The sequence below is a fragment of the Pedobacter changchengzhani genome, assembly GCF_004354365.1.
Taxonomy (GTDB): Bacteria; Bacteroidota; Bacteroidia; order Sphingobacteriales; family Sphingobacteriaceae; genus Pedobacter; species Pedobacter changchengzhani.
On the sequence record NZ_SJCY01000003.1, the window covers coordinates 111664 to 130100 of the forward strand.

Below are 18437 nucleotides of genomic sequence, written 5' to 3' on the forward strand. Positions count from 1 at the left end.
TTAGTTCCGACTTAAAACCTATAACTTACAACTCATAACTCATAACTCTTTTTCCTAATCATGGTCTTTATTCCATCTAATTTTTATACCGCCTTTGTCATCATCAACTGCTTTTAAGTGCAAAACTATACCCTTCATTCGGATAAATTTCCTATCGGTTTTATCTAAATCTACATCTTTTTTAGGGTTGCGAAGCGGAATATCCATTGCAATATCTGTTCCTGAATTAATGCCATAAGTGCCTTGAATGTTAAAATTAAGCACACTCGAATTTACGCGCATTACCGGGTCGATGATGATTTTATCACCCTTAATATTTAGCGTACCATCTAAATTATTAATTTTTACATCGGCTAAATTTCTGTTCGAAAATGCAAAGCGGCCGATTTTAACTAATGGCTCGAAATTTAATAACGCAGCATTGTTTAAATTAAATATTACTTTGCCATTTATAGATCTCGGTAAAATGGTTCCACTCGGCGAAATTATGCCGTTAATTTTAGCCAATGCCGATAAATTACCCTGAAGGTTTTTATTGGTAATAGTTTTTTGTCCGAAATTATCAAATGAGTAAAAGAAATCTTTCACATTAACTTTGCTAATTTTAGAATCAATTGCGTACTTGTTATAGTTTTTTTCTTGTTGAATATTGCCGGTTAAGTTTAATGTTCCGCCAGCATTTCTAACGTTTATTTTATTAAAATAAATCCCCTCATTCTTTATGGAGATGTTGGCCATAAGGTTTTTTGCTACAAATTTGTTGTAAATTACTCGCTCAACCTTTAAATTAACGTTCATTTTCGAAAGTGCTAATACATTACTTAATTGATCCATTGTAGCTTTTGATGAATTTGCAGTTTTTTTAACGTCAGTGCGATTCCTTGGTGCAAGTAGCGGTAAAAATTCATTCAAATATAGTTGCGGACTATGCATTTGAAGGTTAACCAAAATCTTTTCGGGATTGGTGTAATACAAGTTTAAAAAATTATTGATCTCACAATTCAAATTTAAAACGCTTTTACCAATCTGAATGTGGCCATTGCTTATTGTTAAGTCATTTTTATTGAAGTTAACATCCAACGAACTGTTTAGTAATTGCAACTTACGTGGCAAATACATAATATCTGCATTAACTATTTGCACCCTTCCAGATACATCGGGCTTTGTAAATTTAAAATTATCTATATCTGCTTTACAATATAATTTTACTATTGCTTTGCCACCTTTAAAAGTAAAATTCTCATTCCCTAATGAATTATTTAGATCGGATATTTGAAAATCAGAAGTTACCAGCCCTGTGGCAATTGGTCTTGATAAATTGTTAACTAAAAGCGTGTCTATTTTAAAAGGTGCATTAAAATATTTTGCGGTTAATTTATAAAACTTGATGGTCGAATTTTCATCACCAATTATGCCTCCAACGGTATCTCTATTGGTAAAATAGCCATCAAAATTGCAGTCTGTTAACGTTGCATCGGGTATAGAAACTACATTATTTCTTACCGCCATAGAAACTTTAACCAACGGATCGCCATATTTGCCACTTCCGTCATCCACAATAGTTCCCCTAATATTTATTGGTTTTGCAAGATTAAATTTTAATAATTTTGATGAGATATTGGGTGATAGCAACAACGAAATATCTTTATAAAAAATGTTTTTGATATCAATGCTAATGGCGAATGCGGTGGCTTTTTCTGCTAATTTAATTTTTGCACCAACTGTAAAAGGGTAGCCTGCAATATTAAGTTGTTTTGGCGCTACGTTAATTTGATTGAGCTCCTTATTGTAGTTAAAAGCCAATGTGCCTTCTATTAAGCTATTTTTTAAAAAACTTCCTTTATCGGTATTAAAAGCAAAACTTTTTACCAAAGTTTTTAACTTTAAGGTTCCCACCCAGCCAGAATCGGGGAAATTAAATCGCCCGTTAACTTCATTAATATCAAAACTAAAAAGTTTATGCCGTTGTTGGTTATCAATAATTAAGCTAACATTTTTTAAATCGACTTTTTTAATTTGTAAAGCAACGCTAGAGGTTTGCTTTTCATCGCTAGCTTTAATTTTTTGCTTAAAAATATTAGTGTTGCTATACCCGTTACTATCGGTAAAAAGATATACCGAGGCATTACTTATCACGATCTTATTTATTCGGATATTTCCAGAAATTACGGAAGCAATATCAAGCGAAACATTTATATCGCCTGCTTGAAGTAGATTGTGTTTATGTTTGATTGCTAAACTATCGCTCAAAAGCACATTTTTTATGGATACGGAAATATCAGGCAAACCGCTCAAAAGTGTTGGCTCCATATTAGTGGCAGTAATTTTACCACTAATATTTTTATTTATTTGAGATAGTATTGAAGCAAGAATTCTTTCTTTATTTTTATTGATGTAGAGTGTGCCTCCAACCCAAATTAAAATAATTAAACCAATAAAAACTAAAAGAATTTTGAGCGATAATTTAAGCCAACGAGCCATATAGGAAATTTATATACAGCAATATAAGCTTTTAATGGCATTTTTGTTTTGCAAAGAATGCGTTTTATAAAATTTGACTAATTTAACTTTATAATAAGTGCGCAAATACTGTTGAATGCCAACTGTTTTTAAACGGAACTTCCCATTTGGTTTCTAAATCGTGCAAGGTTTGCACCATATTATTAAATACGATTGTTGCTGGCGTAATTTGTTTAATGTTTACGAGCGTTTCGAAATCCTCTTTATTGCAAACTTTAACTTCGTCATTCAATAGGTAAGAAATATTAAAACGATTAAAAAGATCTACGCCGTATTTTTGTTCGATATCTTTTATTAACCGCACCGAACTATCGATAGAGCAACCTGTAACATTTGCCTGCTGTTCATCCACAGTGAGAATAATGAAAAAACCGTAACGGATTTCGGCTTTCGCCAACAATTCATTTCCGTGTGCTTTCCATTGTTCGGTAAAGGATTTTAACTTTTGAAGAATCTCATTTTCTTCGATAGCTGTAAATTTTCTGTCGCTTTGGTAAACCCAAACTTTTGATTGTGGAGAAAAACTCATGTACAAATTTATTAAAATAATTAACTTGGTTAGCTTAAAACTTCCCTGCTATGAAAAAGTTGACATTTATCTTGAAATTGGGCTTTTTTCCTCTTTTAATATTGATTTTAAGTGCTTTTTCGAATATCAATTCTGTAGAAGAAGGTGTGAGTTACCTGCAAAAATCGTTTGCCAGTCATTATGATTTGGGGCAAGAAAGTGATCAAATTAAGCGTTACGAACTTAATGTTACCAACAATGGATTCTGTAGATATAAACGTTTTTATATCAACGGAAAAACAGAATATTTTGCTTTTAAACTATCTAAGTTTAAGGATTTGGATTATTTTGGTTCTACAGAAACGGGCAAGCTTTATTTGCATACCAAAGGTGAAGACGTTATTGTACAAACTTACAGAGATAGGGGCGGCGATGTGGACTCTATGGCTACTCAAATTATTATCCCCATAAAAAATATCCAACCCGAAGACCTTAACTTAATTAAGGAAAACTTGAGGGAATTGAGTAGTAAGTTTTGAAGTTGAAGGTGGGAAGTTTAAAGTCGAAAGTTGAAAGTGAAAAGTGAAAAGTGAAAAGTGAAAAGTGAAAAGTTGAAAAGTTGTCCTTCGACGGGCTTAAGATGAAATTACTCACTGAAACAACTCATCCCTTTAAACTCATATCTAATAATTATCTCCGAGTAAAAAGTTTCCCCTGCAAACTCATCACTCATCACTCAAAACTCATCACTAAAGTATAGCTCATCACTCCTAACTCAGCCCATTTGCCCTTGCTGTAATTTCTGCAATATCTAAAACCTTAACTTCTTGTTCTTTATCTTTCATTTTAATGCCATCACTAAGCATGGTCATGCAAAAAGGACAACCAGCAGCAATAATTTGCGGTTGTGTTTCTAAGGCTTCTTCTATACGTTCGATGTTGATGTCTTTATTGCCTTTTTCGGGTTCTTTAAACATCTGCGCACCACCTGCACCACAGCAAAGTCCGTTAGATTTACAGCGTTTCATTTCCACCAAGTCAGCATCCAAAACTTCCAAGGCTTTTCTAGGCGCTTCATAAACGCCATTTGCACGACCTAAATAGCAAGGGTCGTGATAAGTTATTTTTTTGCCCTTAAAGCTTTCTCCACCTTCGGCTTTAAGTTTTCCTTCGGCAATTAAATCTTGTATAAGTTGGGTGTGGTGGATAACTTCATAAGTACCGCCCAAACCTGGATATTCATTTTTTATGGTGTTGAAACAATGCGGACAGCCAGTTACTATTTTTTTAATATTGTAGCCGTTAAGCACTTCAATATTTGTCATGGCTTGCATCTGAAACAAAAATTCATTTCCTGCACGCTTAGCCGGATCTCCGGTACAACTTTCTTCAGTGCCTAAAACGGCATATTTAATGCCCACGTGGTGCAGGATTTTGCAAATATCTCTTGTAATTTTTTGAGCCCTTTCATCATAACTTCCAGCGCATCCAACCCAAAATAAAATTTCTGGTTCTTCGCCCGAGGCCACCATTTCGGCCATTGTTGGTACTTTAAATTCCATTTTTTGTAGTGTAAAGTATTTAGTGTAGAGTTTTTAGTATCAAGTATCAAGACTTGAGTGTTATGTTTTTTATCCCCAAACCCCAAAGGGGCCTTTAATTGTACGATAGATATCTTTACGCTTTGTTCCTTGTTCTTTGCTCCTCAATCCCTATTCCTCCTTAGCCCAATTTAAACGATCGGCAGGAGAGTATTTCCAAGGCGCTTGATTGTTTTCTATATTGCCCAACATGGCATTAATGCTTGCCGGTGCTTGCGATTCTTCCATAACGGCATATTGGCGCAATTCCATAATAATTTGTAGCGGATCTATATTTACCGGACAAGCTTCTACGCAAGCATTACAAGTTGTACAGGCCCAAATTTCTTCTCGTGTAATGTAATCGTCCAATAAAGATTTACCATCTACATGATTTGCACCATGTTTTTCTAAATTTTTTCCCACTTCCGTAATTCTGTCGCGGGTATCCATCATTATTTTTCGGGGTGATAAAAGTTTACCCGTAATATTGGCAGGACAAACAGATGTGCATCTTCCACACTCGGTACATGTATAAGCATTCATCAAATTTACCCAATTCAAATCAGTTACATCTTTCGCCCCAAACTTACTCGGTGCAAGTTCTAAAGGGATAAAAGTAGGGTCGAGCATCGCTTTTACTTCATTCGTAACCGATGCCATATTGTTAAACTCGCCTTTGGGTTCTAAATTTGAAAAGTAGGTATTCGGAAATGCGAAAATAATATGGAAGTGTTTTGAATATGGTAGGTAGTTTAAAAATGCAAATATCCCAACGATGTGAAACCACCAACATCCGCGTTCTATCGCAATTAGTGCACCCTCTGAATTTGGTAATAAGTTTTGTAAATATTGACTTACAGGAAACGTACCTGCAGAAATATAATGGCCCGAGCCTAAAGCTTGTAGCTTTGCATCGGCAGCATTCATCAGTAAAAATGCCGACATCAATAAAATTTCGACAATTAAGATGTAGTTGGCATCCGATTTTGGCCAAGTAGTCATTTCTACGCCACTAAACCTTTTAATTTTTATAATATTTCTACGCACCAAAAATATGGCACAGGCAACCCAAACGGTAAAAGCAAGTATTTCGAACGAACCAATTAAGAAATTATATGTACCGCCCAACCCGCTAAATATGCGGTGTGTACCAAAAAGACCATCAATTACAATTTCTAAAACTTCGATGTTGATGATAACAAAACCGATGTAAACAAAAAAGTGCAAAAAAGCGGGTATAGGGCGAACAACCATCTTCGATTGACCAAAAGCAACTCGCATCATTGTTAGTAATCTTTTTTTAGGTTGATCTTTACGGTTGATGTCTTTACCTAAACGGATATTACGGATAATTTTGCGCAGGTTAATTGTGAACAGTGCAACTGCTGCGATGGTTAATACCAGAAACAAAATTTGAGCAATCATGTAATTTTGATTTTAAGTAGGCTAAATTATGATTTTTATTGAAATAAATTATTATGCATGCATAAAGAAATTAATAATTTTGTTTTCAGTTCTTTATTTTGAGACGTTTAAGAAGGTGTAGTTTTCGGTTTTAAAAATTAATTAATTGATAATCAGCAATCCACCAATTATTTTAAAAAAAAGTTTCGCATATTGAAAAAGAAAGCTACATTTGCATTCCCAAACGAATGGTGCCATAGCTCAGTCGGTAGAGCAAAGGACTGAAAATCCTTGTGTCCCTGGTTCGAATCCAGGTGGCACCACTTCAAAAAGCTTCAGAGAAATCTGGAGCTTTTTTGGTTTAAAGGAGTTTTTGAGTGTTTTTTTTTTATAACGATGCCGTTAAATAAATTACTAACAAAACTGAAAGTAAGTTATAGAGAATTTAATATTTTTACCGAAGTCGATAATTGGGTTTAAGATACTCGATGATAATGATGAAAAAATTAACATAAACCACCCCATTAAAATTATAAGGTATTAACAATCTACTTTACTTAAAACATCGTATATTTATTTCTAAATGCGTTTGAGATAAATGTTTGATGCATCAAAATACTAATTACGCACTCAATTTTTTTGAATAATTTACTCATTAAAACATTAGGTTTGCTTAGTTAAATATAGCGATGAATTATACTAAATTGAAAGATTCCCTTACAACAGCTATTGCTGTATTATTTGTTGGGCTTACGGTTGTTTCCTGTAAAAAAAGCGATCCTGTAGTCGAGGCTCCTATTGTAACCACTACACCGCCCGTAACGGTTGCATCTGGTACACGCAATGAACTGACCAAAGATTCTATTTTCTTGTATTCGAAAGAATTATATTACTGGTACAGTTCTTTACCAACTGCTAGTGCATTTGGTGCCCGGAGTTTCACATCCAACGAGACAGAACTTTATGCGCTAACACAATATTCAAACAACCCAACAACAGGTAAACCTTATGAGTATGTAGCAAGCTCTACTACGCATCCAAAGTATTCATATATTGATTATTTATCTAACGCTGGTAAAACTGCGTCTTTAAAGGCCGATTTGAACGGAACAGCAAATGATTACGGTTTTTCGGCAATGTACAATACCACTACTGATCTTCGGGTAAAATATGTGTATCCAAATTCGCCTGCTGCTTTGCAAGGTTTAACGCGAGGTTGTAGAGTTACCGTTGTAAATGGGAATAGCAATTTGGCTTACCCTGCTGCGGTCGATTTTTTAAATGCTGCCATATTTGGCACCAATCCGTATATAGCTTTAACATTTATCGATTTGGCCGGTAATACTAAATCCGTAACGATTAACAGCACTACCTATAACTTAAATCCGATCTTATTTACAAAGGTATATACAGTTGGCACAAAAAAGGTTGGGTATATTGTTTTTAATAGCTTTACAAATAACGTTTCATCATCGTTAAATGCAGTATTTGCCGATTTTGCAAATCAAAGTGTAACTGAAGTTATTGTAGATTTACGTTACAACGGCGGTGGTTATGTTTCAACTTCTGCCCAAATTGCGAATGTTTTGGCGCCTGCAAGTCAAACTGGCAATACCATGTTTACCACTTATTATAATGATTACCTTCAAAATCTTAGCGTCATCCAGCGGAAAACATCAGTTTTAGCAAATCAACCATTATTGAATACAGATGGAAAGCTGCAGGCCTTTACCACAGGTGCAAATGGTAAATATTATAGTTATGCAGATTTAGATTATAAGCCTACAAATGCCGAGAATATCGAAAAGTTCAATAAAATTGGTGCGTTAAATTTAAATCGGGTGTATTTTATCGTCACCGATAGAACAGCATCAGCAAGTGAGCTTACCATAAACTCGTTAAGGCCTGTAGTGGATGTAAAGCTTATTGGCTCAACTACCTATGGTAAGCCAGTTGGGTTTTTCCCAATTAGAATTGATAAATTCGATTTATATATTCCTGAATTTGAAACGAAAAATCAGGTTGGAACAGGAGGTTATTATGCTGGCTTAACAGTTGATCAAGAAGCAACAGAAGATTTAACTAAAGCTTGGGGCGATGAAACAGAAACGCTACTTTCTTACGCGCTGAGCTACGCTAAAAATGGAAATTTTGTAACCACGCAACCAAAAATAGCAAGTTTAGATGCTAAAACGGGCAACGTTGTTACAAAACTTTCTTTAGAAAAGGTAAAGGAAATTGGCGCAAAATTGGATCAAAACAATTTTAAAGGTATGATTATGACGCCCTCACATAACCGATAATTTTAAAATAAAATTTTACTGCTAATATCTTTGTTAATGGTAATGTAGCCTGGATACTTCACTAAAGTGCCACCAATCATTATCGAAGGTTTGATTTTTAATGTCAATACACCGATTTTATCATTTGCGGTACCAGTTTTTGTTGCTTTCATTATATCGTTTAATAAATTTCCGCCAGCCAATAAGCCATAAATATTTGTGCTCATTTGTACTGGTACGTTAACCGTTTGACCTTGTGCAACATTAACGTTTTGATTAATGATACCTTCGGTTAGCTCTGTGTTGTTAACAAGTATTTTGTACTCAAATTGATTTATTGCAGCAAGTTGCGCGGTTGGATTGGTAATTTCTAAATTTAAGTTTGCCCGTAACGGAATATCTTTTCGTAATAAACCCAAGGCAATTCCTGGTAAACTGCTCAAACTTAAATCTTGTTGATTCAATAGTTTTTGCACATCCGTGCCTGCTAAAGATACTTGTTGCAACTTGGTTAGTCTATAAGTACAACTTTCTAATGCGGCAACTTGTTGGGCTTGTTTGGCTATATCACAGCCTGCAAATAGAAGGATGATGATGCACAGCGATAGTATTTGTTTCATGTATTTCATAACGGCAAATTACAAAAACTATTTCGTGTGCAATTAAGGATTGTTAACTTTAAACAAAAAAATAAATGGCGGTTACTTTTAGGAAATTAACAAAAGCAGACAATGTTGACATAGCATCCCTAATCCGTAAGGTATTTGATGAGTTTGCAATACCTAAACAAGGCACCGTTTATACCGATCCTACTACTGATAAACTCTTCGAACTCTTTCAGCAATATGGGTCAGATTACTGGTTGGCTGAAGAAGATGGTATGTTATTGGGCGGTTGCGGTATTTTTCCTACCGATGGTTTGCCAGATGGTTGTGTGGAATTGGTCAAACTGTATGTATCGAAATCATCAAGAGATAAAGGAATAGGCAAAGCTTTGCTCCAAAAAAGTATCGAGTCGGCGCAACATTTTGGTTATAATGAGGTTTATTTAGAATCTTTCCCCGAGTTGGAGAAAGCGATTAGCATGTATGAGAATTTTGGGTTTAAATTACTTGAAAAGCCGTTGGGTAATTCGGGCCATTTTGCTTGTAACGTTTGGATGTTGTTGGTGCTTTAATTAGGATTGAATATTTCCATACTAAGCAATTTCGTTTATACGCTACACCAGTTTTGCCTCGGTACATTTGAGGTTTAAAGGATAGATACTTTTTTCATTAAAGAAAAAAGTATCTAAAACCGAGTTTAATTTCTATGCATTTGTTCAATTACAAATGGTTGCATTAATTCTTAATCCTATTTTCTTCATCTCCCGTTCCGGTTCTTCTATTGCGTGCGGTTTTAATTTTCATATTACCGAATTTGTAGCTGAAACTTAAAGAAACTTTTCTGCTTTCCCATTCATTTTGCCAAAAGGTATTTATATTGTTGTACTGCAAGTTCGCCCTAAATTTGCTGGTATTAAAAACGTCGTTCATTTTTAGCGCAACCGTAGCGTTCTTTTTCCAAAAGGTTTTTTTCGCACCAATGTTTACTTGATAGTTTTCTAAACTTTTAAACAAACCCATTACCGCTGGCGATGAATAGTAAGCATCTAAAGAAATACTATAACTGTTAGGTAAAGTGAAGGTATTGCCAAAACTTGCCGCCCAACTCCATGATGATGCGCTAAAACCGTTTCCCTGCACCAAAGATTGTGTTTTATTGTAAGCCAATGCAATTTCCGAATTGTTGTTCCACCATTTTGTAACGTCAAAAGGACTTCCAGTAGCGACGTAAAAGCTAATGTCTTTATTCAAATTTTCGGGTCTGCTAATGCTCTCTTTTGTTAAGTTATTTTGATAAATCACATCATTTATCGATTCGGTACCAACAGAATAACTTAGCGTAAGTAGTCTATAATTTTTAAACGAATAATTAAATTCGAAGCTGTTAGAATAAGATGGTTGCAAAAGTGGGTTTCCCTGTATCGCCGTATAAGGATCGGTATAAAAAGTAAAGGGATTTAAACTGCTGTATGCTGGGCGATTAATACTTTTTCTATATGCTCCAGTTACCAAATTATTCGAATCTAATTTAAGTGAGGCAAAAACGCTTGGAAAAAGTTTCCAATACTTTCGTGCAATTAGGGTATTGGTTTGCGATGAGTTGCCATTACCTATTGTTTGCTCAGCGCGTACACCTGCTTTTAAATCGAAGTTTTTAAAATTTTTACTCATCGATAAGTAACCTGCATTTATGTTTTCGCTGTAATTAAATTGGTTTGTTCTACGGATATCGTTAATCCATCCCGCAGTTTTTAACGAATCAAAACGCACATCACTTGCCGATTTTACCCAGCTACTTTTTAATCCAGTTTCCATTTTCACCGATTTTGAAAAGTTTACTGTGTAATCTGCTTTGATCGAATAAATTGAAACACTTCCCATACCTGCATTTCTTAAATCAATCGGGTTACCAATTAACGCATTATTTGCATCTAAATAAGTATTTGTAAAGGTTTCATTTTTGCTGTTATTATAGCGTACATAATCTGCATCAACACCTATTTCGCCACCAAGCGTATCTGTTTTTAGTCGGTAATTTAAATTAAATGCGTGGTTGTTGTTTTCGTTGGTTTGGGGGTTGTACATTTCGGTTGCTCCGGTTTTCGATCCTGTACCATTATAACTTACCGAGTTGCTGTTAACTTTTGTGTTAAATGGCGAATTATCACCTTTTATCATTACGCCAATGGTATGTTTATCGTTAATAAAGTAATCTGCCCCGGTAGAAAAACTTAGGCTGTTGGTTATTGGGTGCCAAAAATTAACTTGGTTGTACTGGTCATCGCCTATAGTCCTATTTAAAGTTAAACGGTTGTAAGAGTTGTAATGACCCGCATTTAAACGTACATAAGTGCTCAATTTACCAACATTATAATTCAAATTTACGCCACCGTAAACTTTTTCATATTTGCCATAGCCACCGCCTAAATTTGTATTGCCGTTAAAGCCCTGTATTTTATTTCTTTTAAACTTAATGTTGATAATGCCCGCTGTACCTGCTGCATCAAATGAGGATGGTGGGTTAGAGATTAACTCTATTTTACTCACTACTGAAGCGGGTAAAGATTTTAAATAGGTAGTTAATTCCATGCCACTCATGTAACTCATTTTGCCGTCAATAAGTACATTTATGCCTTTTTTACCCTTTAAAATGATGTTTTCATCTTTATCTAACGTTACACCAGGTGCTCTGCTCAAAACCTCAAGCGCATTATCTCCCGTGGTATTCATTTGTTCAACATTTAAAATTACGCGGTCGGCTTTTTGATCGATCAATGGCATTTTCGAAATAATATTAACGGTTTGTAAATTCTCAGAGCGATCGGTTAAAATAATTGTTGGCACTTTAACGCTCGCTTCTTTTACCTCAAAAATGATCGATTGATTTCTATCATAACCCATCATTAAGGCTTTAATTAAATATTTACCAGGTTTTACAGCGTTAAACTCATAAATGCCTTTTTCATTAGTTGCTTGTAAGGCTTGCGATACCGAATCGGGCAGGTGAATTAATGCAACCGATGCATAATCTAAAGGTTGGTTGCTTTTGCTAAGTATGTTGCCACTTACTTTTTGGGTTTGTGCATTTACTTGGTTAAAGCATAAGGCAAATAAAATTGCGAAGAAAAATTTTGGGTATGTGTTCATCTTAATAAGTGTTTGTAATTGATGTTTCAAAGATGCACATGTTGTAAAAGCTAATAAATTTAATAATCCCAACCCTTTAAATTATTATCCCAATGCTAATTAATGCTAAAAAAATGGTTAATCCTTCAAAAACGGGTGTTGGGATAATTTTTTTTGGGCTTGGGATAAGAAATGCTGCAGTTAAAAATGTTTTGCATAGTTTTAGCTTATGAAAAATACAAAAATATTCCTAATTCATATTTTATGCTGGGCGCTTATTCTCGCTTATCAATACAGTGGATATTTTATACAGTCGGCAAATTTCGTTACAGTAGCGCTGGGTATTTCTATGTCGGTAGTTAAACTTGTAGAATTTTATGTCTGCTATTTATTTGTTTATCCAAATTTTTTAAAAAAAGGGAAAGTGCCACAGCTTATTTTGGGCGTGTTATTTAGTGTGGCTATTTTCATCGCATTGCGATATATTATTGAAGAAGTGCTTTACCTAAAATGGTTTGGTTTCCACAATTATTCTGAAGGAACAACGGCTTGGTTTTACATTGTCGATAACATTTATTACGGTACATCTTATATTGTAATAGCAGCTGCCGTTTATGGTGTGCAACAAAGCTTCGAGATTGAGCGAGACAACAGAAAACTGAAGGACGAAGTAATCAAGGCAGAATTATCCTTCTTAAAATCTCAAATTAACCCGCACTTTTTATACAATACGCTTAACTACGTTTATTCTTTGGCCATTCCCGTATCGGATAAGTTGGCGAATGCTGTACTTCGATTATCAGATTTAATGCGATATACTTTAAATGAGCATGTGGATGGAAAAGTGAGTTTGGATAAAGAAGTGGATTATTTAAAGAGTTATATTGAGCTTTTTAAAATGCGTTTTGAACCAAATTTTTATGTCGATTTTACAACAGATGGCGTGGCCGATCAAAAAATCGCAGCTTTGGTGTTAATTCCTTTCGTAGAAAATGCTTTTAAGCATGGTGTGGTTAGTTTTGAGGCACAGCCGATTAGAATAAAACTGAAGGTTGTTGGTAAACGACTAACGTTTGAAGTGAGCAACAAAATAAGCCATGCACAAAAAGACATTTCTAGCGGCGTGGGTTTGGTAAATATTAACCGCAGATTGGATTTAATTTATCCTGATAAACATGAATTACTAATTTCGAACAATGGAAATACCTACAAAACTACCTTAGTTTTGAATTTGTAAATGAAATAAAAGATTTTTTTAAACCTTAACCTTGAATAACAAAATATGATCCGTTGCCTTGCTGTTGATGACGAAGCGTATGCATCCGATGTAGTTGCTGCCTTTATTAAAAAAACGCCTTTTTTAGAGTTGATCGGCACTACAACAAGTCCATTTGAAGCCTTAAATTTAGTGCAGGCTGGAGCAGTTGACCTGGTTTTTTTGGATATTCAAATGCCCGAGTTAACAGGTATTCAATTTTTAAAAATATGTGGCGATAAATGCAAAGTGATTTTAACTACTGCATATTCTGAGTTTGCTTTAGCCGGTTTCGATCTCGACGTGGTGGATTATCTTTTGAAACCTATTTCGTACGAACGTTTTTATAAAGCCGCTTCAAAAGCGAAGCAGATTTTGCAACCAGTGTTGTCTCTACAAAATGAAAAACCAGTACAAGCAATTGTTCAGCAAGAAAATGATTTCATGTTTATTAAAGGCGATACTAAAAACAAGTTTCTTAAAGTAAATTACAACGATATTTTATACATTGAGGGGCTAAAAAATTATGTTTCGGTATATACCGAAACGCAACGGCTTATCACTTACCAACCTTTGCGAGAGCTTGAAGTTGAACTGCCAAAGCCTCCATTTTACCGCGTACATAAATCATATATCGTTTCTTTAGAAAAAATAAAGATGATTGATGGGAATACGCTTTTCATCAACGATCAATCCATCCCGGTAGGAGAAACTTATAAAGAAGAATTTTTTAAAATGATTAGAGAAGGGAAAAAAGGTTAATGCTAAAGCTAGACTTTCATTTAAAATATTTCTTGGTTAGTATTATTGCGTGTGTGTATAATTTTCGGTAATTAATTCGTTCGGATTTTTTATGTTTGCGAAACAAAGATTAAACACATTATAAGTTATGCAAGAATCTAATTCATTAAATCAAGTAGCAGAATTTCACAGCACTTTTCAGCACCCAATTCAGCCAAATCCTATAATTCCGGCGAAACAACGTGCAAATTTACGCGTTTCTTTATTGGCAGAAGAGTTGAAAGAATTACAAGAAGCGATTGATAATGATGATTTAATTGAAGTTGCAGATGCACTTTGCGATTTGCAATATGTGCTTGCGGGCGCTATTTTGGAGTTTGGTATGGGCCAAAAGTTTAAAGGTTTATTTGATGAAGTGCATCGCTCTAACATGAGTAAAGCATGTAAAACAGTAGCAGAAGCTGAAAAGACTATTCAGTTTTATTTAGCTAAAGACGGAACTGAAGCTTACTATAAAGAAATAGATGGTTTGTTTTTGGTATTCCGCAAAGCGGATGATAAAACCCTAAAATCGATAAATTATTCACCTGCCGATATTAAAGCGTTTTTATAAAATATTAAGTGAGGCTGTCTCAAAATTAATTTTGAAATTTTGTAGGCAGAATTATATTTTGCAAGGCCGTTATTCCCGTGAAAACGGGAATCGTAATGCGACAGAAATGCTGCGAAATTAGTTCTTACAAAAATATTAAGATGCCCTTCCGATAGCTATCGGAACAAGATGTGTATGACGACAGCGACAAATTTAATTCTTTTACAATTTCTTAACTTATTGTTTTTAGACAGCTTCATGTGTAATATATTTCTTTGCTTAAGTCAGCTTTATTTACATCAAACGATGTGGATAAAATTGATTTTTTAGCAACTGCTATTCCACCATTAAATTCTTACTTTTATTGCCTTAATTGGGTTTAAATGAGAGACGAAAAAGCGCATAGTCACACTGAGCATGAAAACCCTTATGATTACGTTTTTAAAGATTTTAATCTCTCTCAATTATCTAATTTAGTAATTCTAAAACACCTAAACGCCCAAGTTGATACTGGCGTTAAAAGCTTTTATGATTTAATTCCTGAGCAAATAGAAATTGATTTTGGTGCGTTTAGTCTGCCAAATTCATCCATCCACTTTCCTATTGTTCAGGTACAGCAAAGCGATAATAAGGTAAAGCTTTCCTGCAGATGCAACGAGCCGAAAAACCGACTTTGCACGCACCAAGCACAGTTATTATATAATATTTTAAAACGGCCTGCGCTCCGTATTTTCTTCGATATTAATTTAAGGAAAACCGAATTTAGAAAGGTAGCCATTGCTTATGGTTTAGAAAACGAACCAAAAATTGAGGATCTTTTTAAGGTTGATTACCAAAATGATAACGTTGAAATTAAGCCGAAAATGGAGTTTTTACAGGCGTTTAATGTAGAGGCAAAACAAAATTTAGCGCGCTTATTATTACCAACAAAAGGGCGAAAATTAGTAGAATCGGTAAAAGCAACTACCGAGAAACAGTTTATTGTATTTGCACAACACCGTTATTACGGCAATTTAACAATCGATTTATTCGAAGCTGAAACCACTAAAACTGGTAAAGTTAAAAACCCATTTACAGCCATTAATGCTGCCGAAGTTTTATTTAAAACCGAAGGAGAGGATGTGCTTAAATTTTATGGTGGATTTACAACTTTTAAACAAAATTATGATAACGATGATAACGACGTAGAATTAGCGGCCTTAAAAGCCATCGTTAAAAATCCATTGGGTTTACGCTTTTATCAACACAACGCTAAGCTTTCGCCGGGTATTCAGTCATCTTCTATTATTTCTATCTCGGTGCATATTTTGGAGGTAGATTTAAGACTTTCGGTTAACCAACGAGATGATTTTTATGAAATTACAGGTCGGTTAATTATTGATGAAAAATCTTACGATTTAGATAATTTGGTATTGTGTTACCAATATTTTATTCAACTCAAAAACGATTTTTATTTAATTGCTCGGATGGATTTATTGAGCGTGATCGGTTTTTTTAAAAAACAAAGTAACCGTTTAATTCTTCATAAATCAAAATATCCTGAATTTCAGAAATCAATTTTAATTCAGCTAGAAGGTAATATTAAGGTTGATTATACATACTTAAAACCTGCAACCAATCTTCAAATTGAAGAGAAAGGTTTCGATTTGGAGAATGAAAAATTGATTTACTTATCCGAATCGGAAGATTTTATTTTGATTACGCCAGTAATGCGTTATGGAAGTATCGAAATTCCGGTTTTATCCAAAAGGCAAATTCAATCTCAAGATAAATATGGGAATGTTTTTACCGTAAATAGAGATGACAATGAAGAATTGCAATTTATTTCGAACATCTTAAAACAGCATCCGTTCTTTTACGAACAAGAAACCAATGATTCATTTTACCTGCATAGAAAGCGGTTTTTAGAAGAGGCTTGGTTTTTAGAAACTTTTGATGTTTGGAGAAAAAAAGACATTCATATTTTAGGGTTCAATCAATTAAAAAACAATAAGTTAAACGAATTTAAACCCGAAATTAATATCGAGGTGTTAAGCGGAACGGATTGGTTTGAAACAAAAGTTAAAGTGAAATTTGGTAAACAAAATGTCTCCCTTAAACATTTACATAAATCCATTAGGAATAAGAGTAAATTTATTACACTTGATGATGGTAAGCAAGGTATTTTGCCCGAACATTGGTTGCAAAAATTTACAACTTATTTTAATGCTGGCGAAATTGTGGATGATAAAATCTTAACCCATAAAATAAAATATGCATCGATAAATAATTTGTACGAAGATGCATTATTAGATGGAGAGGTAAAAAATGAAATAAAGCTTTTTAAAGAAAAGTTTGATGGTTTGGATCAAATTCACGCTGTTGCGGTTCCTAAAACTTTAAACGCAACTTTGCGCCCTTACCAAAAAGATGGTTTAAATTGGCTCAATTTTTTAGATGATTTTAATTTTGGTGGTTGTTTGGCCGATGATATGGGTTTGGGGAAAACCATTCAGGTTTTGGCATTTATTCTATCTCAACGAGAAAAAGTAAAGCATAATACCAATCTTATTGTGGTTCCGGCTTCGTTAATTTTTAATTGGAAAGCTGAAGTACAAAAATTTGCGCCATCTATAAAAGTTAAAACCATTTATGGCAACGATAGAACGAAAACTACCGATGTATTTGATGGTTATGAAATTGTGTTAACCTCGTATGGTACATTACTTTCCGACATTCGATATTTAAAAGATTATCGTTTTAATTATATCTTTTTGGATGAATCGCAGCATATCAAAAATCCCGAATCACAGCGGTATAAAACTGTCCGGATGCTTCAGTCGCGTAATAAAATCGCACTAACTGGTACGCCAATAGAAAACAACACGTTCGATTTGTATGGTCAGCTTTCGTTTGCCTGCCCCGGTTTGTTTGGTACTAAACAGCAATTTGCCGATGTTTATTCTACACCGATTGATCAGTTCAAAGATAATCGCAGGGCGGAAGAATTACAGCGAAAGATTAAACCTTTTATTTTACGGCGCACAAAAGAGGAGGTGGCGAAAGAATTACCTGATAAAACTGAAATTGTGTTGTACTGCGAAATGGGTGCGGAGCAGAGAGATGTTTATGAAGCCAATAAAAAGGAAATTCAAGACTATATTTTAGGTAAAACTGAAGATGAATTGCCTAAAAGTGCCATGCATGTTTTAAAAAGTATTACCCGTTTAAGGCAAATTTGCAACGGTGCGGCATTGTTGGCCGATGGCAAATCTTATCTTCAGGCATCGTCAAAAATTGATGCTTTATTGGAGCAGATAGAAAGTAAATCGAAAAATCATAAAATTTTGGTATTTTCTCAATTCGTTTCGATGCTGGATTTGATTAAAAAACAGCTCGAAATTCGTGGGATTAAATATGAATATTTAACAGGTAAAACCAAAAAAAGGGGAGAAGTGGTGCAGTCTTTTCAAACCAATGCTGCTATTCCTGTTTTCTTAATTAGTTTAAAAGCCGGCGGAATTGGATTAAATTTAACAGAAGCGGATTACGTGTACTTAGTCGATCCATGGTGGAATCCAGCAGTCGAAAATCAGGCGATTGATCGGGCTTATCGTATTGGTCAGCATAAAAATGTAATGGCGGTGCGGTTAATTTGCCCGGATACGATTGAAGAAAAGATTATGAAATTGCAGGCGACGAAAAAAGATTTAGTAAATAATTTAATCCAATCTGATGGTGGAATATTTAAGAATTTAACGAAGAAAGAATTGCTTGGGTTATTGAGTTAAAACCATCTCCTTCATTGCGAAGCACGAATCGTTTTATTGAAAATCATGCTT

General features: G+C 34.5%; 13 protein-coding genes and 1 tRNA gene. 8 read left to right on the forward strand and 6 right to left on the reverse strand.

The window, feature by feature from the left end:
- Positions 1–54: 54 nt before the first annotated feature.
- Both EZJ43_RS05545 and EZJ43_RS05550 read right to left on the reverse strand, forming a co-directional pair.
- Positions 55–2481 (reverse strand): AsmA family protein, encoded by a 2427-nt coding sequence (locus EZJ43_RS05545; RefSeq protein WP_133261698.1) that lies wholly within the window; start codon positions 2479–2481, stop codon positions 55–57.
- A gap of 88 nt (positions 2482–2569) precedes the next feature.
- Entirely contained in the window at positions 2570–3049 is a 480-nt protein-coding gene (locus tag EZJ43_RS05550) for an ABC transporter ATPase (RefSeq protein WP_133261699.1), read from the reverse strand.
- Positions 3050–3099: 50 nt separating this feature from the next.
- Between EZJ43_RS05550 and EZJ43_RS05555 the strand changes: the two genes are divergently transcribed.
- The gene (locus EZJ43_RS05555) at positions 3100–3567 is read left to right on the forward strand and encodes a hypothetical protein (RefSeq protein ID WP_133261700.1); all 468 of its coding nucleotides are present in this window, start codon (positions 3100–3102) and stop codon (positions 3565–3567) included.
- 231 nt (positions 3568–3798) lie between these two features.
- Here the strand turns inward: EZJ43_RS05555 and EZJ43_RS05560 are convergent, their stop codons facing one another.
- Together EZJ43_RS05560 and EZJ43_RS05565 are read right to left on the reverse strand one after the other, a co-directional pair.
- Complete coding sequence (locus tag EZJ43_RS05560; protein WP_133261701.1) at positions 3799–4590, reverse strand: (Fe-S)-binding protein; 792 nt, start codon at positions 4588–4590, stop codon at positions 3799–3801.
- 150 nt (positions 4591–4740) lie between these two features.
- Positions 4741–6036, reverse strand: a complete 1296-nt coding sequence (locus EZJ43_RS05565) for a (Fe-S)-binding protein (protein WP_133261702.1) — start codon at positions 6034–6036, stop codon at positions 4741–4743.
- 229 nt (positions 6037–6265) lie between these two features.
- Here EZJ43_RS05565 and EZJ43_RS05570 point away from each other — a divergent pair.
- Positions 6266–6338: transfer RNA gene (locus tag EZJ43_RS05570), tRNA-Phe, on the forward strand.
- Positions 6339–6704: 366 nt separating this feature from the next.
- Complete coding sequence (locus tag EZJ43_RS05575) at positions 6705–8318, forward strand: S41 family peptidase (protein ID WP_133261703.1); 1614 nt, start codon at positions 6705–6707, stop codon at positions 8316–8318.
- A gap of 2 nt (positions 8319–8320) precedes the next feature.
- Here the strand turns inward: EZJ43_RS05575 and EZJ43_RS05580 are convergent, their stop codons facing one another.
- Positions 8321–8917 (reverse strand): hypothetical protein, encoded by a 597-nt coding sequence (locus EZJ43_RS05580; RefSeq protein WP_133261704.1) that lies wholly within the window; start codon positions 8915–8917, stop codon positions 8321–8323.
- A 74-nt stretch (positions 8918–8991) separates the two neighbouring features.
- On the opposite strand from EZJ43_RS05580, the gene EZJ43_RS05585 reads away from it, so the two are divergent.
- The gene (locus EZJ43_RS05585; protein WP_133261705.1) at positions 8992–9474 is read left to right on the forward strand and encodes a GNAT family N-acetyltransferase; all 483 of its coding nucleotides are present in this window, start codon (positions 8992–8994) and stop codon (positions 9472–9474) included.
- Between the two features lie 163 nt (positions 9475–9637).
- Here EZJ43_RS05585 and EZJ43_RS05590 read toward each other — a convergent pair whose 3' ends face one another.
- Complete coding sequence (locus EZJ43_RS05590; protein ID WP_133261706.1) at positions 9638–12049, reverse strand: outer membrane beta-barrel family protein; 2412 nt, start codon at positions 12047–12049, stop codon at positions 9638–9640.
- A 208-nt stretch (positions 12050–12257) separates the two neighbouring features.
- On the opposite strand from EZJ43_RS05590, the gene EZJ43_RS05595 reads away from it, so the two are divergent.
- The 4 genes from EZJ43_RS05595 to EZJ43_RS05610 all read left to right on the forward strand — a co-directional run bounded on the left by EZJ43_RS05595 (position 12258) and on the right by EZJ43_RS05610 (position 18386).
- Positions 12258–13265 carry a sensor histidine kinase gene (locus tag EZJ43_RS05595; protein ID WP_133261707.1) on the forward strand — a complete coding sequence of 336 codons (1008 nt, stop codon included), beginning with the start codon at positions 12258–12260 and terminating at the stop codon, positions 13263–13265.
- 45 nt (positions 13266–13310) lie between these two features.
- Positions 13311–14045, forward strand: coding sequence for a LytR/AlgR family response regulator transcription factor (locus EZJ43_RS05600; protein ID WP_133261708.1), 735 nt, complete (start codon positions 13311–13313; stop codon positions 14043–14045).
- Between the two features lie 127 nt (positions 14046–14172).
- The gene (locus tag EZJ43_RS05605) at positions 14173–14637 is read left to right on the forward strand and encodes a pyrophosphohydrolase domain-containing protein (protein ID WP_133261709.1); all 465 of its coding nucleotides are present in this window, start codon (positions 14173–14175) and stop codon (positions 14635–14637) included.
- Between the two features lie 362 nt (positions 14638–14999).
- The gene (locus tag EZJ43_RS05610; RefSeq protein WP_133261710.1) at positions 15000–18386 is read left to right on the forward strand and encodes a DEAD/DEAH box helicase; all 3387 of its coding nucleotides are present in this window, start codon (positions 15000–15002) and stop codon (positions 18384–18386) included.
- Positions 18387–18437 lie beyond the last annotated feature (51 nt).